Here is a 21,632-nt window from a genome sequence, read left to right on the forward strand (position 1 = left end):
ATCGCTGCATCGACACGAATGCCTTTTCACCTGGAGCTTTTATGAAATTTCTTCCACCGCTGGTCCTTTTGACCCTTTGCAGCGTAATGGCCACGCCCCTGATGGCTGTCGAAGACGCCCCGGGCCTGACCGGTTGCGCGGCCAAGAAACAAGGCATCATCAATCAGATCGAATTGGCCAAATCCCGCGGCAATACCGACCAGCAGGCCGGTCTGGAGAAGGCTTTGAGCGAAATCAGCGCCAATTGCACCGATGCCTCGCTGAAGAAAGAACGGGAAAACAAGGTGCTGGACGCCAAGCACGAAGTCAGCAAGCGCCAGGCCGACCTCGACAAAGCCATGAAACAAGGCGACGCCGAGAAGATCAACAAGCGCAAGGACAAACTCGCCGAGTCCCGCAAGGAATTGCAGGAAGCGGTGGACGAACTGGACAGGTAGGAGCTGGCTTGCCAGCGATCCTCTTGGCGGCCTCAAGCCCTCCTAAAGGTCAATGATCCCGAAACTCCTTATGGCACGCACTGCAGGCATCTTCGACCTTCTGTACCGCCGGCCCCAGGTTACTGGCCTTGTAGGGTTGAACCTGACTGGCGATCACCAGTTCGCCGGTGGCAGTTTCCAGGCTGCGAGCCATCTGCTCAAAGCGTGCCTGCTTCTCCCAGACATCACTCTTGGCGCTGGTGTGATCTTCTTCACGCACCTGCGGAAAATGTTTCCACGGCTCATGGGACAGCGCATCGAGTTTCACCGCGCCCTCAGCGAATCTGGGGCCATCGAATGCAATACGGCCACGCAGCATCCCGCCCAGGTCTTCACCGGTCTTGAGCATCTGTTTGAAAATGGCCTTGCGCTGGCCGAGGGGCGAATTGGGGTCGACGCCGCCACAAGCGGACAGCGTGAGGCAGGCCAGCAATACAACAGAAAGTCTTTTAAGAGTCATGGTGGCTTCAGGTCGCGGAAAACGTCGGCCAGTATCCTCGCGTCACCGGTAAACACCAATACCCCTATTATCAATACGGGTTGCATGAGCGCACTCGACACTCAGGCAACCGGCAAAGGAATTATCCAATGAACAGCCGTTTCAAGGCCTGGTGTCACCCCCTGGCCTGGACGCTTCCGATCGTAGCCGTGCTCGCAGGCTGCACCGGCGGTGAAGACAAACAACCGAAGACCCACGCCCTGGCCACCTACTCGAGTGCCACCTGGGAAGCATTGCCGGCAGTCTCCGACAGCGACCTCGTCGCCGGTTTCGGTTCCTGGCGCAGCGCCTGCACCCGACTCAAGGCCGACCCGGTCTGGGGCGGCACCTGCGCAGCGGCGGCCAACGTGCCGCAGAGCGCCAATGACATTCGCGGCTTCCTCAAGCAGAACCTGGATGTCTACGGCCTGCGCGCCGCCAACGACAACCCCAACGGCCTGATCACTGGCTACTACGAACCGGTCTACCCGGGCAGCCTTACCCAGACCACAACGGCGAACATCCCGGTGTACGGCGTGCCCGAAGACATGATCATCGTCTCGCTGGACAGCATCTACCCGGAACTCAAAGGCAAACGCCTGCGCGGTCGACTTGAGGGCCGCGTGCTCAAGCCGTACGACGATGCCGCAACCATCGAGAGCAAAGGAGTCAAGGCGCCAGTGGTGGCCTGGTTGACCGACCCGATGAACCTGCAATTCCTGCAGATCCAGGGTTCAGGCCGTATCCAGCTCGACAGCGGCCGGCAACTGCGCATCGCCTACGCCGACCAGAATGGCCACCCGTACCGGCCCATCGGGCGCTGGCTGGTGGAGCAAGGCGAGCTGAAAAAAGAAGACGTGACCATGGGCGCCATCAGCAACTGGGCCAAGGCCAATCCTTCGCGCATTCCGGAACTGCTCGGCAGCAACCCGAGCTATGTGTTTTTCACTCGTAACCCGGATAGCAACGAAGGGCCGCGCGGTTCGCTGAACGTGCCATTGACGGCCGGTTACAGCGCAGCGGTGGATCGCAAGGTGATTCCGCTGGGCAGCCTGTTGTGGTTGTCCACCACCAAACCGGACGGCACTGCCCTGGTACGCCCGGTGGCGGCCCAGGACACCGGCGGCGCGATTGCCGGCGAGGTTCGTGCGGATCTGTTCTGGGGCACCGGCGAGGCGGCCGGGCAACTGGCGGGAGACATGAAGCAGCAAGGACAGATCTGGATGCTTTGGCCCAAAGGCGCGGCGCTGCCACAAGTGCCGCAGGTGGCGGATGCGGCTAAACCAAATCCCTGAGATTTGCGCTGCCTGGTCAATCGCCTTCGCGAGCAAGCCCGCTCCGACATCGGATCTTCAGTGGACACAGACTTTGTGTTGAAGGTTATCCAGTGTGGGAGCGGGCTTGCTCGCGAAGAGGCCCTTTATGGCGGTGAAAATTCAGACCGACACAACGAAAAACGCAGCAATCAACCCCATCCCCACAAACCACGCCAACGACCGCAAAATCGCCAAGTCGGCCAGATAGAAAATGATGTACAGCAGCCGACTGGTGATGAACAACACCGACAGCACATTGATCGTCACCAGCTCCGCATTGCCCACCAGATGCGCCACGATCACTGCCGCCGCGAACGCCGGGGTCACTTCGAAGCTGTTCAGTTGCGCCGCATGCGCGCGCCTGGCCAAACCATTGAGCGACTCGAGAAAGTCACGGGGATCATGGTTGTCACTCAGACGAAACCCGCCACTGGCCTTGGCGATGCCTGTACAGACATAAGGCAGAAAAATCGCGATCAAAATGCACCACAGAGCAACCGTCATAAAGCAGTCCCTTCTTCACGTTTCAGAACAGTCAGAATTTCATCACCAGCATGCCGACCAACACCAGCCCACAGGCTAAGAGCCTTGGGCCGCCGAAAGGTTCTTTCAGGTAACGCATGCCGAACAGCACCACCAGAATCACACTGATCTCGCGCAAGGCAGCCGCTTCGGCAATCGAGCCCAGCTGCATGGCCCACAGCACCAGAGCGTAGCTGAACAACACGCAGAATCCGACCGCCAGACCCAGGCGCCACTGCTCGCGCCAAAACAACTTGAACGCCGGCCGTTTGCGTACCCAGGCCAGCAATGGAAACGGCCAGGCACTGAGCAACGTCACCCAGACCAGGTAATCCAGAGGATGCGACCAGCGCCGCAGCGCCTGGCCGTCGATGAAGGTGTAGCAACCGATGCACAAGCCGATCAGCGCCACCACCGGCAGCATCGACCACGGCAAGCGTGCACCGCCTCCCCCCTGCCAGAGCAGGCAAAGCATGCCGAGCGGGATCAGCAGGATTCCGAAAATCTGCTGGTTAGTCAGCACCTCCCCGGCAAAAATCAGCGTCAGCGCCAACACCACCAGCGGCGATAAACCGCGCATCAACGGATAGACCAACCCGAGGTCGCCGACCCGATAGGCCTGGATCAGCAAATAGCGGTAGAGCAACTCGAACGCAGCCGAGGCAAGAATCCATGGCCAGATTTCCAGCGGCGGCAGCTGCACGAACGGCAGCATCAGCGCGACGAATAGCAACGCCACGCTGTCCATGCAGGCCACCACCAGCAAACGCTCGGCACTGAATTTGATCAGGGTATTCCACGCCGCATGCAGCAGCGCCGCCACCAACACCAACGCCGTCGCAAGCACGGCCTACTCCTTTTCTTGTGGATCGCCCCCTTGTAGGAGCCGGCTTGCTGGCGATGGCGATTTCAGGGACGCCATCGCCAGCAAGCCGGCTCCTACAAGAACTGATTCGCCATATGTCAGCAGCTGTTTATACTGCAACCGACCACGCCGCACTCAGTTGCGCACACCTAATTCCAATAAAAATGCCTCCGACCGCTCTCATCGAGACCGGTCCTTGGCATGCGTATGCCTGATCAAAGCGTCAAGACTACCGACAGAGACCTTGCGCATGCCACTCGCCTTGCTTGCCCTTGCTGTTGCCGCGTTCGGCATCGGCACCACTGAATTCGTCATCATGGGCTTGTTGCCCGATGTTGCCCGCGACCTCGCGGTGAGCATTCCCGACGCCGGACTGCTGATCACCGGCTACGCCCTGGGCGTGGTGTTCGGCGCACCGATCCTCGCGGTCGGCACCGCCAACATGCCGCGCAAGGCGACACTGCTGGGCATGACGCTGATGTTCATCCTCGGCAACATGCTCTGCGCCATGGCCCCCAATTACGCCACGCTGATGGCCGCGCGGGTGATCACCGCGCTGTGTCATGGCGCGTTCTTCGGTATCGGCTCGGTGGTCGCCGCCGGCCTGGTGGCGCCGAACAAACGGGCCCAGGCCATTGCCATGATGTTCACCGGCCTGACCCTGGCCAACGTGCTTGGGGTGCCACTGGGCACCGCGCTTGGGCAGTACGCCGGCTGGCGTTCGACGTTCTGGGCGGTATCGGTGATCGGTGTGATCGCGGCCATTGCGCAATGGGTCTGGTTGCCAAAGCACATCGCGATGGACAAAGCCAACCTGGCCAGCGAGTTCAAAGTGCTGGGCAAGGCCAACGTGCTGCTGGCGTTGGGCATGAGCGTGCTGGCCTCGACCAGTTTGTTCAGCGTATTCACCTACATCGCGCCGATCCTGCAGGACATCACCGGCGTCAGCCCCCATGGCGTGACCATCATGCTGTTGCTGTTCGGCGTGGGTCTGACGGCGGGCAGCATGCTCGGCGGACGATTGGCCGACAGCCGCCTGCTGCCTTCACTGGTCGGCATGGCGCTGGCCGTGGTGGTGGTATTGGCCGCGTTCAGCCAGACCAGCCACTCGCTGATTCCGGCCGCGATCACCCTGGTGCTGTGGGGCATTTTTGCCTTCGCCCTGTGCCCGATCCTGCAACTGCTGATCATCGACCAGGCCCATGAAGCGCCCAATCTGGGCTCAACGCTCAACCAGAGCGCATTCAACCTCGGCAACGCGGCAGGTGCCTGGATAGGCGGGCTGGTGGTCGCCAGCGGTGCCGACCTCGCGGACCTGCCGTGGACCGGTGCAGCGGTCAGTGGCCTGACCGTGCTGGCCGCGCTGTATTTCATCTACCTGCAACGGCGCGCTGGCGCTGCGGTGAATGTGCCGGGCTGATCATTTCCTGATCTCCTGCGGATCGGGTTTTCCAGCCTGATCCGCTGGTTCTTTTGGCGGCCCACTCTCGCTGCGAATCTGCGCATGGCTGATCAAGGCGAAGATGAAGCTGCCTCCCACGATGTTGCCCACCAGCGTCGGCCCGGCGAACACCAGCCAGAAATCCTTCCACGGCAGCTCGCCGGCAAACACCAGATAACCGACTTCCAGCGAACCGACCACGATGTGGGTGAAATCCCCCAGCGCCATGAGGTAGGTGATGAGGATGATGATCCACATCTTGGCGCTCTCCATGGACGGAATCATCCAGACCATGGTGGCGATCATCCAGCCCGAGATGATGCCCTTGGCGAACATCTGGTCGACGTCGTTTTCCATGACCTTGCGGCCGATGTCGAGGAAGGCCACGTCGGTCTTGCTGTCGAAAATCGGCAGCTCCAGCATGACGTAGGCTACCAGCAAGGTGCCGCAGAGGTTGCCCACCAGCACCACCGACCACAGCCGCAACAACCGGCCGAAGTTGCCGAGCGTGGGTTTGCTCATGATCGGCAGCACGGCGGTCAGGGTGTTTTCGGTGAACAGTTGCTGGCGGGCGAGGATCACCGCGAGGAAACCGGCGCAGTAGCCGAAACTGGCGATGACCTTGAATCCTTCGCCGTCCGGTAGCCGGGAATTGAGCAAGCCCATGCCCATCAGCGACAGGCCCATGGTCAGGCCTGCGGCCAGCGCCGACCACCACAGGGCGGCAACGCTGCGTTCCAGCTCCTGATTGCCCTGGGTGCGGATGATTTCGTGCAGAACCGCCGCGCGTGGCGGCTGGTTTTTTTCGACTTCGTGCTGTTCTTTTGCCGAGAGGTCGGGGGTCTTGCCGTCTTTTCGAGTGTCCATGGAACTCCTGAACCGCTGGCTGCGATGTAGTTACGACCCGCGCGGTTCAGATTCCGTTCGTCATCCTCAAATTATTCGACGGCGCCTTCATCCTTGAACTGGTCTTTGACGTATTTGATCTCGGTGCGGCCGTGTGGCGCCGGCAACCCGTCTTCGCCCAGGTTGACGAAAACGATCTTCTCCACCGTCAGGATGCTTTTGCGGGTGATCTTGTTGCGCACTTCGCACTTGAGGGTGATCGAGGTGCGACCGAACTCGGTAGCGGTGATACCCAGCTCGATGATGTCGCCCTGGCGCGAGGCGCTGACGAAGTTGATTTCGGAAATGTACTTGGTGACCACGCGCTGGTTACCCAGCTGGACGATCGCGTAGATCGCCGCTTCTTCGTCGAGCCAACGCAGCAGGCTGCCGCCGAAAAGCGTGCCGTTGGGGTTGAGGTCTTCGGGTTTAACCCATTTGCGGGTGTGGAAATTCATGTTCACTCCTGAGCGTCTTGCCGAATGATGGGCACTATCTTGGCAGACCCCGGGCCAGAGCTCTATTGAGCATCGACTATGGTCTCGATTACCGTTCGGACATTGACCAACAGAAACCCTTTGGAAGATCAGCATAGCCCGCTATAATCGCCCCCGTTTCAAAACGGTAATCTTCACTTGCTACCGTTTTCCCGCCACCTGTCCGAGGGGCGCTGCAGCAGGTTCAACCTGTCAGGCTCGGATGGGGCGTTGCTTGGCTGTCATCAGCCAGACACTAAACGCACAACGGCGCCCATTCGCATACATTACGAATGGAGGCTCTTCATGAGCGCTGTTATCACGCCTGCAGATTTTAACGATTACAAAGTCGCCGACATGTCCCTGGCTGCCTGGGGCCGTCGCGAAACCATCATCGCCGAATCGGAAATGCCGGCCTTGATGGGTCTGCGTCGCAAGTACTCCGAAGAGCAACCGCTCAAGGGCGCGAAGATCCTCGGCTGCATCCACATGACCATTCAGACCGCCGTGCTGATCGAAACCCTGGTTGCCCTGGGTGCCGAAGTACGCTGGTCGTCCTGCAACATTTTCTCGACTCAGGACCAGGCTGCTGCGTCCATCGCCGCTGCCGGCATCCCGGTTTTCGCCTGGAAAGGTGAAACCGAGCAAGAGTACGAGTGGTGCCTGGAGCAGACCATCCTCAAGGATGGCCAGCCATGGGACGCCAACATGATCCTCGACGACGGCGGCGACCTGACCGAGCTGCTGCACAAGAAGTACCCACAGGTACTGGACCGCGTTCACGGCGTGACCGAAGAAACCACCACCGGCGTGCACCGCCTGCTGGACATGCTGGCCAAGGGCGAGCTGAAGATCCCGGCCATCAACGTCAACGACTCGGTGACCAAGAGCAAGAACGACAACAAGTACGGCTGCCGTCACAGCCTGAACGATGCCATCAAGCGTGGTACCGACCACCTGCTGTCCGGCAAGCAAGCGCTGGTCATCGGCTACGGTGACGTGGGCAAGGGCTCGGCCCAGTCCCTGCGTCAGGAAGGCATGATCGTTAAAGTCTCCGAAGTCGACCCGATCTGCGCCATGCAAGCCTGCATGGACGGTTTCGAACTGGTTTCGCCGTTCATCGACGGTATCAACACTGGCACCGAAGACAGCATCGACAAGGCGCTGTTGGGCAAGATCGACCTGATCGTGACCACCACCGGTAACGTCAATGTTTGCGACGCGAACATGCTCAAAGCCCTGAAGAAGCGTGCTGTTGTCTGCAACATCGGCCACTTCGACAACGAAATCGACACCGCTTTCATGCGCAAGAACTGGGCATGGGAAGAGGTGAAGCCGCAGGTTCACAAGATCCACCGTACCGGCGCTGGCGATTTCGACCCGCAGAACGACGACTACCTGATCCTGCTGGCTGAAGGCCGCCTGGTTAACCTGGGCAACGCCACTGGCCACCCAAGCCGCATCATGGACGGTTCGTTCGCCAACCAGGTACTGGCGCAGATCTTCCTGTTCGGCCAGAAGTACGCCGACCTGTCGCCAGCCCAGAAAGCCGAGCGCCTGACCGTTGAAGTACTGCCGAAGAAACTCGACGAAGAAGTGGCCCTGGAAATGGTCCGCGGTTTCGGCGGCGTCGTGACTCAACTGACCAAGACCCAAGCCGACTACATCGGCGTGACCGTCGAAGGTCCGTTCAAGCCGCACGCTTACCGCTACTGATCGGATCTGCAGCCTGCTCTCCCTTGTGGGAGCGGGCTTGCTCGCGAAGGCGGTTCATCATTCGACATAAATGTTGTCTGACCCACCGCTTTCGCGAGCAAGCCCGCTCCCACATGGGGATGTGCACGTCTTCCAGGCTTACGTGTTTCCAAGGATATGACCATGTCCCAAGATCGTCGCTACAGCTTCGAGTTCTTCCCTACCAAGACCGACGCTGGGCATGAAAAGCTGCTCGCCACTGCCCGCCAGCTGGCCACGTACAACCCCGATTTCTTCTCCTGCACCTACGGCGCCGGCGGTTCGACCCGTGATCGTACGCTCAACACCGTGTTGCAGCTCGAAAGCGAAGTCAAAGTCCCGGCCGCACCGCACCTGTCCTGCGTCGGCGACAGCAAGGCCGACCTGCGCGGCCTGCTGAGCCAGTACAAGGCCGCCGGCATCCAGCGCATCGTCGCGTTGCGCGGTGACCTGCCTTCGGGCATGGGCATGGCCAGCGGCGAAATGCGCCACGCCAACGACCTGGTTGAATTCATTCGTGAAGAAACCGGCGATCATTTCCACATCGAAGTCGCCGCCTACCCGGAAATGCATCCGCAGGCACGCAACTTCGAAGACGATATCGACAACTTCGTGCGCAAGGCCAACGCTGGCGCCGACAGTGCGATCACCCAGTATTTCTTCAACGCCGACAGCTACTTCTACTTTGTCGAGCGTGTGCGGGCCAAGGGTGTGAACATTCCGATCGTGCCGGGGATCATGCCGATCACCAACTACAGCAAGCTGGCCCGCTTCTCCGATGCCTGCGGTGCGGAAATCCCACGCTGGATCCGCAAGCAACTGGAAGCCTACGGCGACGATACCCAGAGCATTCAGCGTTTCGGCGAGCAAGTCATCACCGAAATGTGCGAACGCCTGCTCCAGGGCGGCGCGCCAGGGCTGCACTTCTACACGCTGAACCAGGCTGAAGCGAGCCTTGCGGTGTGGAACAACCTGAAGTTGCCGCGTTAAGCATCAAGGCAAGATCAAAAGATCGCAGCCTTCGACAGCGTCTACAGGGGAAATGTGTAATCCCTGTAGGAGCTGCCGAAGGCTGCGATCTTTTGCTTTCACGCACTTTTATTGTGCGGCAATCCACGGAGTTAGAGCATCTGCTGCCAGTTTCTGGCTCTTTCGCGTTTCTCGTCGTAATCTCAAGCCCATGCCTTTGATCACGCAGTTAATCGCCCTGCTCGTTATCACTTGCCTTAGCTTTGCCGCTAGGGGCGAGAAATTGCGCATTGTCACCGAACCCTGGGCACCTTACGTGTACGAGGAAAACGGCAAGGCCCTGGGGCTGGACTACGAAACCACCGCCATCGTCTTCAAGCGCCTGGGCATCGAAGTGGAATGGCAATTCCTGCCCTGGAAACGCTGCCTGTCGATGCTCGAAACCGGCCAGGCGGACGGTGCACTGGACATATTCCACAGCGAAGAGCGCGATGCGACCCTGCTCTACCCCAGCGAACCGCTCTCGGAAGTCCAGTTCGTGATGTTCTACGCCAATGCCCGGCCCCATCCGTTTCGCACCCTGGACGAACTGCGCGGCCTGACCATCGGCATCTCTCCCGGCTACCTGTACAGCCAGGACTTTCGGGACTCGACCCTGTTCACCCGGGAACCGGCCCCCAGCCATGAAGCGAACTTCGGCAAGCTGGTGCGCGGGCGTATCGACCTGCTGATCACCGACCGCCGGGTCGGCCAGCATCTGCTCGACGAACTGAACATCCGTAACAAGATCACCGAAAACCCCACGATCATCAGTCAGCAGAGCCAGTTTCTGGCAGTGCGCCGCAATGCCGGCATGGACCTGCTGGTGCAGCGCTTCGGCGCCGAACTCAAACGCTTCAAGCGCGAACCGGCCTACGCCGAACTCAGCGCGCGCTATGGCGCCGCCCCGGCCATTATCGTCAACCCCGCACGAACCACGGCCAACACGGAAAAAACCGTTGAGCAGCAGGAAAGCGGCGCGCAGTGATTGCTCTGTTATACTCCGGCCTTCCCGCCAGGCTCACGCCCGGACGCTCGGAACCGTTCAAGGCATCTCGACCCCGCTACAGCGCAGCTTTTCAGCCCGCGCGAGCGCTCCAGACGAGCCTTCGTGACCGAAGCAGGACCGGACGGGATTGCGTTCCCCATAAACGCCATTCGCGCCAGGCAAGACTCCCATTGGGCCAAGCCCTAACTTAGAACAGGATTACTCATGTCCTTTGCTTCCCTCGGTCTCTCCGAGGCTTTAGTCCGCGCCATCGAGGCAGCGGGCTATACCGAGCCTACTCCGGTGCAACAGCGGGCCATTCCCGCCGTGTTGCAAGGTCGCGACCTGATGGTCGCGGCACAGACAGGTACTGGTAAAACCGGCGGTTTCGCCCTTCCGATCCTGGAGCGGTTGTTCCCCAACGGTCACCCGGACAAATCCCAGCGTCACGGCCCGCGCCAACCGCGCGTACTGGTCCTGACCCCTACTCGCGAACTCGCGGCGCAAGTTCACGAAAGCTTCAAGGTCTATGCCCGTGACCTGAAGTTCGTCAGCGCCTGCATCTTCGGTGGCGTCGGCATGAACCCGCAGGTCCAGGCCATGTCCCGTGGCGTCGACGTGCTGGTGGCCTGCCCTGGCCGCCTGCTCGACCTCGCCGGCCAAGGCAGCGTCGACCTGTCCCACGTGGAAATCCTCGTGCTGGACGAAGCTGACCGCATGCTCGACATGGGTTTTGTCCATGACGTGAAGAAAGTCCTGGCCCGTCTGCCAGCCAAACGCCAGAACCTGCTGTTCTCGGCGACCTTCTCCAAGGACATCACCGACCTCGCCGGCAAGTTGCTGCACAACCCGGAACGCATCGAAGTCACGCCGCCGAACACCACGGTCGAGCGCATCGAACAGCGCGTATTCCGCCTGCCGGCCAACCACAAGCGTTCGCTGCTGGCGCACCTGATCACCGCCGGTGCCTGGGAACAGGTCCTGGTGTTCACCCGCACCAAGCACGGCGCCAACCGCCTGGCCGAGTACCTGGACAAACACGGCCTGAGCGCCGTCGCGATCCACGGCAACAAGAGCCAGAACGCGCGCACCAAAGCCCTGGCCGACTTCAAGGCCGGTACCGTGCGCATCCTGGTTGCCACCGATATCGCGGCTCGCGGCCTGGACATCGACCAGTTGCCACACGTGGTCAACTTCGAACTGCCGAACGTCGATGAAGACTACGTGCACCGTATCGGTCGTACCGGCCGTGCCGGTCGTTCGGGCGAGGCGATCTCGCTGGTGGCCCCGGACGAAGAAAAACTGCTGAAAAGCATCGAGCGCATGACCAAGCAGAAAATCGCCGACGGCGACCTGATGGGCTTCGATATCAGCGCTGTGGAAGCCGAGAAGCCTGAAGCACGCGAGCGTCCGGACGTGCGCAACCCGCGCAATCCACGTGGCCCGCGCGGTGATGGTCCGAATGGCGGCGGCGGTGGTGGCGGTCGCAAGGACAAGGGCAAGGACAAGGGCAAGGAAAAACCGGCGGCCGAGCGCGGTGAGCGTCCGGCCCGTCAGCAAAAGCCGCGCGAAGGCACCCCGGCCCGCGAACAGCGCCAGCCAAGCCAGGCGCCGCGTGCCGCGGCTGATCGTGCTCCGGACGAGTTCCTGGACGACGATATCGATAACTTCGGTAACCGCGTCGACTACGTGCCACAGCAGAAACCTGCCCAGGGCCGTGGTCGTCGTCCAGGTGCACCGGCACAAGGCACCGCCGCCGGTTCGGGCGCTCCTCGTGGCGGCAAGCCACAGGGTGGCCGCCAGAACGGTCCGCGCAACAGCGATGGCGCCAGTACCGGCACCCCGCCAGCCAAGCGCAGCGGTCCACGCAGCGGCGCACCACGTGATGGCCAGGCCCGTCGCGAAGACTCGCGCAACCGCCGCCCGGCCCGTGACGATCAACCGCGTTCGGAACCGGCCGTGCAGAACCCGCGCGGTCCTGCGCCGAAGATCATGCACAAGGAGTCGAAGGCCGATCGCTTCCCGACACCTGAGCAGCTGGATCAACTGCCAAGCCGTCCTCGCGGTGAAAAACCGGCATTGCTGACCCGCAATCGCTGATTTGTCGCTGCAATAAAAAAATGCCCCGCGCTGAAAAGCCCGGGGCATTTTTTATGCCTGAACACAAAACCTGTAGGAGCCGGCTTGCCGGCGAAGGCGTCCGAAAGACCGACGCAACGTTCAAAGACGCCTTCGCTGGCAAGCCAGCTCCCACAAGGGGATTGTGTAGCGAAATAAAAAACGCCCGCGCTCAAGAGAGCAGCGGGCGTTTTTTGTCAGGCGCGAAAATTATTTCGCTTTGACACCTTCAAAGGTCACGTACATTTCAACTGCATCGGACGATGGGCCCAGGTCTTTCTGCTTGCCGAAATCGGAACGCTTGAGGCTGAAAGTACCCTCGAAGCCTGCACGGTAGCCGCCCCATGGATCCTTGCCTTCACCCAGGAAAGTGGCCTTGACCACGATTGGCTTGGTCACACCGAGGATAGTCAGGTCGCCAGCCACGTCAGCAGTGTCCTTGCCAGCGGCATTCTTGCCGGTAGGTTTGACGCTGGTGGAAACGAAGGTGGCTTTGCTGCCGTTCAGGAAGTCTTTGCTGGAGATGTGCTTGTCACGTTCTGCGTTGTTGGTGAACACACTGGCGGTGTTCACGTTGAATTCGATCTTGCTGTCTTCAGGCTTGGCAGCGTCAAAGCTGAACTTGCCGTCGATGTCCTTGAAGGTACCGGTGATGAAGCTGTAGCCCAGGTGGCTGATCTTGAAGTCAACGAAGGCGTGCTGGCCTTCCTTGTCGACCACGTAGTCAGCGGCCATTGCGTTACCGGCGGACAACAGGGCGGAACCGATTGCCAGAGCGGCCAGAGTCTTTTTCAACATACTTTGTTTTCCTTTGGAGTCGAGGTTGAACTTCAGGCTTTGCGACCCAGCATGCGCTTGAGGGTCACATCACGGTCGATAAAGTGGTGCTTCAATGCTGCCAACGCATGGAGGCCGGAAAAAATTACCAGCACCCACGCCAGGTACAGGTGGATCACACCGGCGGTATCTGCCTGGTCCGGTAGCCCGGACACCAGCGCAGGCACTTCAAACAAACCAAACACCGGGATACCGACACCTTCTGCGGTGGAAATCAGGTAACCGGCAATCATCACAGCGAACAGACTGAGATACAGAAAGCCATGGCCGAACCTGGCGCCCAGGCGCGTCATGCGGCTGTAGCTGGACAAGGTTGGTGGCGGCGGACTGACGAAGCGCCACAACACCCGCAGCACCATCACGCCCAGCAACACCAGGCCGATGCTTTTGTGCAGGTCCGGCGCGTCTTTGCGCCAGGTGCTGTAGTAGTCGAGCCCGACCATCCACAGCCCTAACGCGAACAATCCGACGACCGCCAGCGCCACACCCCAGTGCATGAAAATGCTGACCCAGCCGTAGCGGGAAGTAGAGTTTCGTAGCTGCATTTGCCTAGATCCCTGTAAGTGCTGGCCCAAGACTATCGATTTATCTATCGAATTAAAGCGGAAAATTTCGCTTTGAAATATCGAAAAATGCGATCAAGAGTCTGTAACACACGGGTTAAGGAAAGATTAAAGTCGAGATTGTGAAAAAAAGTGAATACAAACCTGAGAACACCTGTATCAAAAGGTTTATTCGATTTCGGCTCCCGGTTTTTTTCAGGCGAAAAAAAAACGCAGCCCTGAGCCGCGTTTGTTTTTACACCTGAACGTTACGAAACCTTGGTCTCAGAAGTCTGCGCCCTGCCTAATTGTGGTACACGGGAGGCGGCTGTAAACAGTCAGGATCGTACGGATTCATATCGCATTTATAGGCCAGTTCATGGCCGAATCTCCGGCTGTACTCCTCAGTAAACAGCTCGGCATTTGCACATCCGAAAAGGGCTATCAATAGGATGATTACTATCACTTCTTTCATGTGCTCTCCCGTTTTTGAAGAGCATAGAACTCAAGGTCAAGCGCTACCCATCATTCCCTTCTGATTCGCTTGTGGGAAGTCTCTGATGTATCGCTGAGGCGTGTAGGACTGACCGGAAGGCAAAAAAAAGCGCGACCCTCGGGCCGCGCTTTTTTTTACGCCTGAACGTTACTGCGCCTTGGTGACCGTGGTCGCCGCTGGCTTCTTCGCTTGCTCAGTCTTTTTCACGGGTGCCTTGGCCGAGGTTTTTTTCGTTTCGGTTTTCTTCGCCGGCGCTTTGGCCGGGGCCTTCTTCGCAGGCTCCGCTTTCACCGGTGCCGCAGGCTTCGGCGCTTCGACCGGAGCAGGAGCAGGGGTCGGTGCCGGCGCTGGTGCAGGCGCCGGTGCGACAGGTTCTGGTGCCTTGACCGGTTCCGGCTTCTTCGCGTCATCCGAGCCGCCGAACAGGTTGGTGAAGAAGTTGCCCTTCTTCGCCGCCACCGCGCCGGCTGCAGCTGCAGCGGCTACTGGAGCGGCCTTCGGTTCAAACGATTTGCCCGCCGCCAGGTCTTCAACCTGACTGGCCGCCCGCTGACCGGTGCGCAATGCGCCTTCCAGGGTGCCCGGGTACAAGGTGTCGGTGTGCTCGCCGGCAAAGGCTACGCGCTGGATCGGGCGCTCCCACAGGCGCCAGAACTTGCTGATCTGGCCTGGGCCGAAGGCCAGGTAAGCGCCGCCCATCGAAGGGTCGGTGCTGTAGCGGCGGATTTCATAACCGGTGAACGAACCGCGCGCCTGTGGATAAAACGCGTGCAGGCGGATCAGCACCTGATCGACCATCTGCTTGTCGCCGAACGCCTGCATGACCCGTGCGTTATCGCCGGACAGGTTGATCACCACGTTGGCGCCGCCCTTCAAGGCCGGTTCGATCCACAACATGCCGAGGCCGGTGTTGCTATAGATCTCACCGGACATGCGCGCCTTGGGTTCCCACACCGGCGTCTTGAACTTCAGCATGATCTGGTCGCGCCAGCCGTAGTTGGTGCCCTTGATCGCCGCCAGGTGCTGGGCGTCCAGCGCCGGGGTCATCTGGATCTTGTTCAGCGCGCGCAGAGGCACGGCCAGTACGACGTAGTCAGCCTGATAGCCGACGCTGCCGACCTTGACGGTGACGCCGTCCTTGTCCTGGATGATGGCCGAGACCGGGGAGCTGGTCTTGATGGTTTTCAGCTGCTTGACGAAGGCCTGGGCCAGCACCGGGCTGCCGCCGACCAGGCGCGAAGCGCGCAGGTCACGGTCGGAAACGCCACGGTAAACGCTGCTCTGCTGGGCGAAGTACAGCAGCGAGATACGCGAAGGCTCGTCATAACGGGTACGAATCTGCTGGTTTACCAACTGACGGGCAGTGGCCGGCAGGGTCAGGCGATCGAGCCAGTTGGACACGTTGATCTGGTCCAGGGCGTGCAGCGTGTTGTTCGCCGACGGGTTTTGCGGGTCTTCGATCGAGCGCGCCAGGTCGTCCACGGTCTTTTCGTAGCGCTTGAGCGCTTCAGCCGTGGTTGGATCCTTGGTGGCCAGGTCGGCGGCGGTGTAATACACGCCATCGATCAGGTAGCTCGGGGTGCGCACGAATTCAGGGGCTGGCGTGGTACTCAGCTTGAATTCCGAGACATACTTGTTCAGGACCGGCTGGGTCTTGTTGTTGCCGATCCACTCGCTGGTGGCCATGCCGGAGCGACCGCCCAGGCTCGGCTTGGCTTCCAGCAGCGTGACCTGCCAGCCCTTGTTCTGCAGCTCATAAGCAGCCGTGAGGCCCGAGACCCCACCGCCGATCACGATCGCGGTCTTATCCTTTGCCAGCGCAGACACGCTGAACAGCCCCAACATCACCAGCGCACAGGCGCGCAGCCAACCGACAGACATTCTGCGAACTCCGGAAATTCAGGAAAAAATAGCGGTTTTGCGAGCCAGGCGGCTCTAGAACCGCGAAGGATACGTCAGCCGTCAGACGCCCGCCAGCAACGTCTACCGCCCTATACAAAGTAGCTCAATCGACACAATGGGTTGTTCCCGAGGCACGCATTGCATAGGCTTGCGCGATTGTATGTCCGCGCATGTCACGGAACGCCTCGAGGAGACTGAACATGGGCCTGAATAATCAGTGGATGCAACGCGATCTCGCGGTGTTGTGGCATCCCTGCACCCAGATGAAAGATCACGAACAACTTCCGCTGATCCCGATCAAGCGCGGTGAAGGCGTGTGGCTGGAAGATTTCGAAGGCAAACGCTACCTCGATGCGGTCAGCTCCTGGTGGGTGAACGTGTTCGGTCATGCCAATCCGCGCATCAACCAGCGCATCAAGGATCAGGTCGATCAACTTGAGCACGTGATCCTCGCCGGCTTCAGCCATCAGCCGGTGATCGAGCTGTCCGAGCGCCTGGTGAAGATGACGCCCGAAGGCCTGACCCGGTGTTTCTACGCCGATAACGGTTCGTCGTGCATCGAAGTCGCGCTGAAAATGAGCTTTCACTACTGGCTCAACCGCGGCCAACCGAACAAGAAGCGCTTCGTCACCCTGACCAACAGCTACCACGGCGAAACCATGGCGGCGATGTCGGTGGGCGACGTGCCGCTGTTTACCGAGACCTACAAGGCGCTGCTGCTCGACACCATCAAGGTGCCAAGCCCCGATTGCTACCTGCGCCCGGAAGGCATGAGCTGGGAAGAACACTCGCGCAGCATGTTCGCCGCCATGGAACAGACCCTGGCCGAAAACCATGACACGGTCGCGGCCGTGATCGTCGAGCCGCTGATCCAGGGCGCCGGCGGCATGCGCATGTACCACCCGGTGTACCTCAAGCTGCTGCGCGAAGCCTGCGATCGTTATGGCGTGCACCTGATCCACGACGAAATCGCCGTCGGCTTCGGCCGCACCGGGACGATGTTCGCCTGTGAGCAGGCCGGCATCCGTCCGGACTTCCTCTGCCTGTCCAAGGCCCTGACCGGCGGCTACCTGCCGCTGGCGGCGTGCCTGACCACCGACGACGTCTACAGCGCCTTCTACGACGACTACCCGACCCTGCGCGCCTTCCTCCATTCCCACAGTTACACCGGCAACCCGCTGGCGTGCGCGGCAGCCCTGGCGACGCTGGATATCTTCGAAGAAGACAACGTCATCGCGAACAACAAGGCTTTGGCCCAGCGCATGGCCTCGTCCACCGCGCACCTGGCCGATCACCCGAACGTCAGCGAAGTGCGCCAGACCGGCATGGTGCTGGCCATCGAGATGGTCAAGGACAAGGCCAGTAAAGAGGCTTATCCGTGGCAGGAACGTCGCGGCCTGAAGGTGTTCCAGCATGCGCTGGAGCGCGGTGCGCTGCTGCGGCCGTTGGGCAGCGTGGTGTATTTCCTGCCGCCTTACGTAATCACCCCGGAGCAAATCGACTTTCTTGCCGAAGTGGCCAGTGAAGGGATCGACATCGCCACCCGCGAGAGCGTCAGCGTGGCGGTGCCGAAGGACTTTCATCCGGGGTTCCGTGATCCGGGTTGATTGATTTCACCGGATCTTCTGTGGTGTCTGGTCTGCCGCTTTCGCTGGCAAGCCAGCTCCTACAGGTCGGATGTCGCCCCACATTTTTGCCGCAACCACATATTCTGTAGGAGCTGGCTTGCCAGCGATAAGGTCGGCACGACCTTCAGACGCTACACACCCTTTTTCAGAGATCCCGCATGAGACTGTCCCGCTTCTTCATCGACGCCCCCCTGAGCACCGGCGAGCACGAGCTGCCCGAGGCCCAGGCCCATTACATCGGTCGCGTGCTGCGCATGGCCGAGGGCGATGCGTTGCAACTGTTCGACGGTTCCGGCCATGAATTTCGCGGCACACTGGTGGAGGTCGGGAAAAAACGCGTGGTCGTCCAGATCAACGAGCAGTTCGCCGGGCAGGTGGAATCGCCGTTGCAGATCCACCTCGGCCAGGGTTTGTCCCGTGGCGAGCGCATGGACTGGGCAATCCAGAAAGCCACCGAATTGGGCGTGACTGAAATCACCCCGATCTTCAGTGAACGCTGTGAAGTCCGCCTCAAGGACGAACGCGCCGACAAACGCCTGCTGCACTGGCGCCAGGTGGCGATCAGCGCTTGCGAGCAATGCGGCCGCTCACGGGTACCGGTGATTCATCCGCCGGTGCTGTTGGGTGACTGGATCAAGCAGACTGAGGCCGAGTTGAAATTGGTGCTGCATCCGGTGGCCGAGCCGTTGGTGAGCCACGCCAAGCCCGGGACGCTGGCGTTCTTGATTGGGCCGGAGGGTGGTTTGTCCGATGCCGAGGTCGATCAGGCCAAGGCCAGCGGCTTCCATGCCGCCCGCCTCGGCCCGCGAGTGTTGCGCACCGAAACCGCGCCGGTTGTGGCACTGGCAGTGGCCCAGCAGCTCTGGGGTGACTTCTAGGACGCTATCGCCAGCAGGCTGGCTCCCACATTGAATTTTGGGTGTTCACCGTTTCGAGTTCACTGGAAATCTCCTGTGGGAGCCAGCCTGCTGGCGATGGCCGCGACGCGGTCTAAAGGACGTAAAAGAAAATCGCCACAAAGTGCAGCAGGCTCCCGGCGATGACAAACAGGTGCCAGATCCCGTGGGCGTGGCGCAGTCGACTGTCCAAGGCAAAAAAGACGATGCCCACCGTATAAAAAATTCCCCCCGACGCCAGCCAGGCAAACCCGGTAGTACCGAGTGCCGCCAGCAACGGCTTGACCGCCACCAGTACGATCCAGCCCATTACCGCATAGATCACGATCGACAGGACCCGCGCTTCCGACCTCGGCTTGATTTCCTGCAGGATGCCGATCAGCGCCAGCCCCCAGACAATCCCGAACAAGGTCCAGCCCCAGGGCCCGCGCAGGGTCACCAGGCAGAACGGCGTGTAGCTGCCGGCGATCAACAGGTAGATCGAGAAGTGATCGACCTTCTGCATGATCGCTTTCTTGCGTCCGCGCACGCTGTGGTACACGGTCGATGCGCTGTACAGCACCAGCAAGGTGAAGGCGTAGATCGCCATGCTGACGATCTTCCACGGACTGCCGTCGAGGCTGGCGACCACGATCAGCCACACACCACCGACAAACGCCGCCACTGCCCCGACCAGATGCGTCCAGGCGTTCAATCTTTCCCCGTGATACATCGTTTACCCCACCTCGAAAATCGATAAAGCGCGATTGCGCGATTCAACCCGCATGCGTGCACAATCGGGTTATTCCAAAAAGAGTTCACCCCATGCTGATCGATGAAGAGTTGACCCTGAAAAAACTCGAGGTGTTCCTGGCCTTCATGCGCACAGGCAACCTGGCCCGCGCCGCTGCCGAATTGCAGACCAGTAACGTTAGCGTACATCGGGCCATCCACTCCCTTGAAAGCGCCCTGCGCTGCCCCTTGTTCAAGCACGAGGGGCGTAACCTGACGCCGTTGGAAAGCGCCTACGTGCTCGAAGAACGGGCGCAGAAGCTGATTCAGGATGTGGTGGAAACCGTGCGCCTGACCCGCGAAGCCGCCGGCTTTTCCGCGGAACGTTTCAAGCTGGGCTCGCTGTACTCACTGACGGTGAAGACCGTGCCGCAGCTGATCATGGGCCTGAAGATCCGCCGCAGCGAACTCAACATCGACCTGATCCTGGGCTCCAACTTCGACCTGTTGTACAAGCTCAAGAACATGGAAGTCGACGCGATCCTGGTGTCCCTGGACGAGAGCATCAACGACCCGGATTGCGAGCAGATCCCGCTGTTTTCCGACGACATCTTCCTCGCCACGCCCGCCGACTCCAGGTTCGCCCAGCGCAGCGAAGTCGACCTGGCCGAGGTCCGCGACGAAACCTTCATCACCCTGACCCAGGGCTTCGCCACGCATCAGGACGGGAAGCGGGTATTCGAGCAGGCAGGGTTCGAGCCGAAGGTAGCGATGCAGGTCAACGACATCTTCACCCTGCTGAGCATGGTCAGCTCGGGCGTCGGGTATGCGTTGCTGCCGGGGCGGATTGCGGCGGTGTATGAGAACCGGGTGAAGCTGATTGCGTTGCAGGAGAAGTATCGGTTGCAACAGCACATTGGCGTGGTGTTCCTGAAGGCCAAGGAACGCGATCCGAATTTGCTGGCGTTGCTGGCGGAGTGCCGGATGTATGCCAATCGCCAGGCTTGAAACCGAGTCGCCCCCATCGCCAGCAGGCTGGCTCCCACAGTGGGTGTGCAAACCCTATTCCCCCTGTGGGAGCCAGCCTGCTGGCGATGGCGTCAGCCCAGACAACTCAAAATCTGAAATCAGCCAACAATCCCCCGAACAATGAAGTACAACAACGAAGGCCCCAGCAAGCACCCAAGCCCGGTGTGGAATGTCGCTGTCAACGCACCATAAGGTACCAACCGCCGATCCGTCGCCGCCAGCCCCGCCGTCACACCGCTCACCGTGCCAGCCAGCCCACCAAATACCATCGCCGAACGCGGGTTATCCAGGCCCATCCAGCGCGCCGCCATCGGCGTGCCGACCATCACCAGGATCGCCTTGATCAACCCGGTGGCAATCGACAGCGCCATCACATCCGAGGTCGCGCCAATCGCCGCACCGGTCACCGGCCCGACGATGTAGGTCACCGCCCCCGCGCCAATCGTGGTCATGCTCACCGCATCACGATAACCGAACACCCAGGCCATGCACGCGCCGACAATGAACGGCAGCACCGTGCCCAGCAGCAGCGCGATCACGCCGATCAAGCCGGCCTTTTTCGCTTCGGTGGCCTGCACTTCGAACGCCGTGGCGACAATCGCGAAGTCCCGCAGCATGGCGCCGCCCATCAGGCCGATGCCGGAGAACAGCGTCAGGTCCGCCAGGCCTTTTTGTCCGCCGGTCATGGTACCGCCGACCCAGGCCAGGACCAGGCCGATGACGATCGCAATCGCCGAGCCATGGATGCGCCCGAAGGTCAGGCGTTTGGAGAGGATGACTGACACCCACATGATCACGCCGACGAAGGCGAATGCCGTGACCAGTCCGTTGTGTTCCAGGCCTTTCTCGATGAGATCCCACATATCAGCGACCTCCTACTGGCGTGCCGACGGGGGAAATTTCCGCCGGTTCATCGGGCAAGGGTTCGCCTTTGTGAGTCCGGCTGATCAGGGCAATGGTGCAGCCGCACACCACCACCGAGCCGATCGCCGCCAGCACCGCCACCGGCCCGCCGTGCAAGGCCGTGACCACGTTCTGTTGCGCGGCCATCGCCACCACCACCGGAATGTACATGGCACCCCAGAAGCCAACGCCCATTTCGCAATCCTTGGTCATGCCGCCGCGTTTTTGCATCCACAACCGCGCGCAGATCAACAGGATCATCGCGATCCCGACCCCGCCGACGTTGGATTTGACCCCCAGCAGGACGCCGAGCATGTCACCCATGATCACACCTGCCAGCGTACAGAGCGCCAGCAGCGCCACACCGTAAATAATCATTGT

The 21,632-nt window shown here is 60.6% G+C and carries 21 protein-coding genes and 1 riboswitch; of the genes, 10 read left to right on the top strand and 11 right to left on the bottom strand.

The features are described from left to right. The first annotated feature begins 41 nt into the window (after positions 1 to 41). Entirely contained in the window at positions 42 to 437 is a 396-nt protein-coding gene (locus NPS56_RS16720; protein ID WP_274075610.1) for a DUF1090 domain-containing protein, read from the top strand. A 49-nt stretch (positions 438 to 486) separates the two neighbouring features. On the opposite strand, the gene NPS56_RS16725 is transcribed toward NPS56_RS16720, so the two are convergent. After that, entirely contained in the window at positions 487 to 936 is a 450-nt protein-coding gene (locus tag NPS56_RS16725; RefSeq protein WP_274075611.1) for a c-type cytochrome, read from the bottom strand. Between the two features lie 128 nt (positions 937 to 1,064). On the opposite strand from NPS56_RS16725, the gene mltA reads away from it, so the two are divergent. Then, positions 1,065 to 2,249, top strand: a complete 1,185-nt coding sequence (gene mltA / locus NPS56_RS16730) for a murein transglycosylase A (RefSeq protein ID WP_274075612.1) — start codon at positions 1,065 to 1,067, stop codon at positions 2,247 to 2,249. A 141-nt stretch (positions 2,250 to 2,390) separates the two neighbouring features. Here mltA and NPS56_RS16735 read toward each other — a convergent pair whose 3' ends face one another. Continuing rightward, a complete protein-coding gene (locus NPS56_RS16735; protein ID WP_274075613.1) occupies positions 2,391 to 2,774 on the bottom strand; it encodes an MAPEG family protein in 384 nt (127 codons plus the stop codon). 31 nt (positions 2,775 to 2,805) lie between these two features. Continuing rightward, on the bottom strand, positions 2,806 to 3,639 hold the full coding sequence (locus NPS56_RS16740; RefSeq protein ID WP_274075614.1) for an EamA family transporter: 834 nt from the start codon (positions 3,637 to 3,639) through the stop codon (positions 2,806 to 2,808). A gap of 268 nt (positions 3,640 to 3,907) precedes the next feature. On the opposite strand from NPS56_RS16740, the gene NPS56_RS16745 reads away from it, so the two are divergent. Then, the gene (locus NPS56_RS16745; protein ID WP_274075615.1) at positions 3,908 to 5,077 is read left to right on the top strand and encodes an MFS transporter; all 1,170 of its coding nucleotides are present in this window, start codon (positions 3,908 to 3,910) and stop codon (positions 5,075 to 5,077) included. On the opposite strand, the gene NPS56_RS16750 is transcribed toward NPS56_RS16745, so the two are convergent. Both NPS56_RS16750 and NPS56_RS16755 read right to left on the bottom strand, forming a co-directional pair. Next, positions 5,078 to 5,965, bottom strand: coding sequence for a formate/nitrite transporter family protein (locus tag NPS56_RS16750; protein ID WP_274075616.1), 888 nt, complete (start codon positions 5,963 to 5,965; stop codon positions 5,078 to 5,080). Positions 5,966 to 6,036: 71 nt separating this feature from the next. After that, entirely contained in the window at positions 6,037 to 6,441 is a 405-nt protein-coding gene (locus NPS56_RS16755; protein WP_008057039.1) for an acyl-CoA thioesterase, read from the bottom strand. 198 nt (positions 6,442 to 6,639) lie between these two features. After that, a riboswitch (S-adenosyl-L-homocysteine riboswitch) is annotated at positions 6,640 to 6,742 on the top strand. Positions 6,743 to 6,765: 23 nt separating this feature from the next. On the opposite strand from NPS56_RS16755, the gene ahcY reads away from it, so the two are divergent. The 4 genes from ahcY (at position 6,766) to NPS56_RS16775 (ending at position 12,289) form a co-directional block, all read left to right on the top strand. Continuing rightward, positions 6,766 to 8,175, top strand: a complete 1,410-nt coding sequence (gene ahcY / locus NPS56_RS16760) for an adenosylhomocysteinase (protein WP_274075617.1) — start codon at positions 6,766 to 6,768, stop codon at positions 8,173 to 8,175. A gap of 162 nt (positions 8,176 to 8,337) precedes the next feature. Beyond that, positions 8,338 to 9,183 carry a methylenetetrahydrofolate reductase [NAD(P)H] gene (gene metF, locus NPS56_RS16765; protein WP_274075618.1) on the top strand — a complete coding sequence of 282 codons (846 nt, stop codon included), beginning with the start codon at positions 8,338 to 8,340 and terminating at the stop codon, positions 9,181 to 9,183. A 190-nt stretch (positions 9,184 to 9,373) separates the two neighbouring features. After that, complete coding sequence (locus NPS56_RS16770; RefSeq protein ID WP_274075619.1) at positions 9,374 to 10,189, top strand: substrate-binding periplasmic protein; 816 nt, start codon at positions 9,374 to 9,376, stop codon at positions 10,187 to 10,189. 225 nt (positions 10,190 to 10,414) lie between these two features. After that, the gene (locus tag NPS56_RS16775; protein ID WP_274075620.1) at positions 10,415 to 12,289 is read left to right on the top strand and encodes a DEAD/DEAH box helicase; all 1,875 of its coding nucleotides are present in this window, start codon (positions 10,415 to 10,417) and stop codon (positions 12,287 to 12,289) included. Positions 12,290 to 12,517: 228 nt separating this feature from the next. Here the strand turns inward: NPS56_RS16775 and NPS56_RS16780 are convergent, their stop codons facing one another. The 3 genes from NPS56_RS16780 to NPS56_RS16790 form a co-directional block, all read right to left on the bottom strand. Beyond that, positions 12,518 to 13,105: a YceI family protein gene (locus tag NPS56_RS16780; RefSeq protein WP_154947410.1), complete on the bottom strand. Its 588-nt coding sequence runs from the start codon at positions 13,103 to 13,105 to the stop codon at positions 12,518 to 12,520. Between the two features lie 32 nt (positions 13,106 to 13,137). Further along, positions 13,138 to 13,689: a cytochrome b gene (locus NPS56_RS16785; RefSeq protein WP_274075621.1), complete on the bottom strand. Its 552-nt coding sequence runs from the start codon at positions 13,687 to 13,689 to the stop codon at positions 13,138 to 13,140. A gap of 640 nt (positions 13,690 to 14,329) precedes the next feature. Further along, positions 14,330 to 16,063, bottom strand: a complete 1,734-nt coding sequence (locus NPS56_RS16790) for a flavin monoamine oxidase family protein (protein WP_274075622.1) — start codon at positions 16,061 to 16,063, stop codon at positions 14,330 to 14,332. Between the two features lie 221 nt (positions 16,064 to 16,284). Between NPS56_RS16790 and NPS56_RS16795 the strand changes: the two genes are divergently transcribed. Both NPS56_RS16795 and NPS56_RS16800 read left to right on the top strand, forming a co-directional pair. Continuing rightward, a complete protein-coding gene (locus tag NPS56_RS16795) occupies positions 16,285 to 17,691 on the top strand; it encodes an adenosylmethionine--8-amino-7-oxononanoate transaminase (protein ID WP_274075623.1) in 1,407 nt (468 codons plus the stop codon). 179 nt (positions 17,692 to 17,870) lie between these two features. Next, a complete protein-coding gene (locus NPS56_RS16800; protein WP_274075624.1) occupies positions 17,871 to 18,590 on the top strand; it encodes a 16S rRNA (uracil(1498)-N(3))-methyltransferase in 720 nt (239 codons plus the stop codon). Positions 18,591 to 18,702: 112 nt separating this feature from the next. Here NPS56_RS16800 and trhA read toward each other — a convergent pair whose 3' ends face one another. Beyond that, complete coding sequence (gene trhA, locus NPS56_RS16805) at positions 18,703 to 19,320, bottom strand: PAQR family membrane homeostasis protein TrhA (RefSeq protein ID WP_274075625.1); 618 nt, start codon at positions 19,318 to 19,320, stop codon at positions 18,703 to 18,705. Between the two features lie 92 nt (positions 19,321 to 19,412). Here trhA and NPS56_RS16810 point away from each other — a divergent pair, with 92 nt between their 5' ends. After that, on the top strand, positions 19,413 to 20,327 hold the full coding sequence (locus tag NPS56_RS16810) for a LysR family transcriptional regulator (protein WP_274075626.1): 915 nt from the start codon (positions 19,413 to 19,415) through the stop codon (positions 20,325 to 20,327). 119 nt (positions 20,328 to 20,446) lie between these two features. Here the strand turns inward: NPS56_RS16810 and madM are convergent, their stop codons facing one another. Together madM and madL are read right to left on the bottom strand one after the other, a co-directional pair. After that, the gene (gene madM / locus NPS56_RS16815; protein WP_020797401.1) at positions 20,447 to 21,211 is read right to left on the bottom strand and encodes a malonate transporter subunit MadM; all 765 of its coding nucleotides are present in this window, start codon (positions 21,209 to 21,211) and stop codon (positions 20,447 to 20,449) included. 1 nt (position 21,212) lies between these two features. After that, complete coding sequence (madL, locus tag NPS56_RS16820; RefSeq protein WP_274075627.1) at positions 21,213 to 21,629, bottom strand: malonate transporter subunit MadL; 417 nt, start codon at positions 21,627 to 21,629, stop codon at positions 21,213 to 21,215. Positions 21,630 to 21,632 lie beyond the last annotated feature (3 nt).

Source organism: Pseudomonas putida (genome assembly GCF_028682635.1).
Lineage (GTDB): Bacteria > Pseudomonadota > Gammaproteobacteria > Pseudomonadales > Pseudomonadaceae > Aquipseudomonas > Aquipseudomonas putida_AE.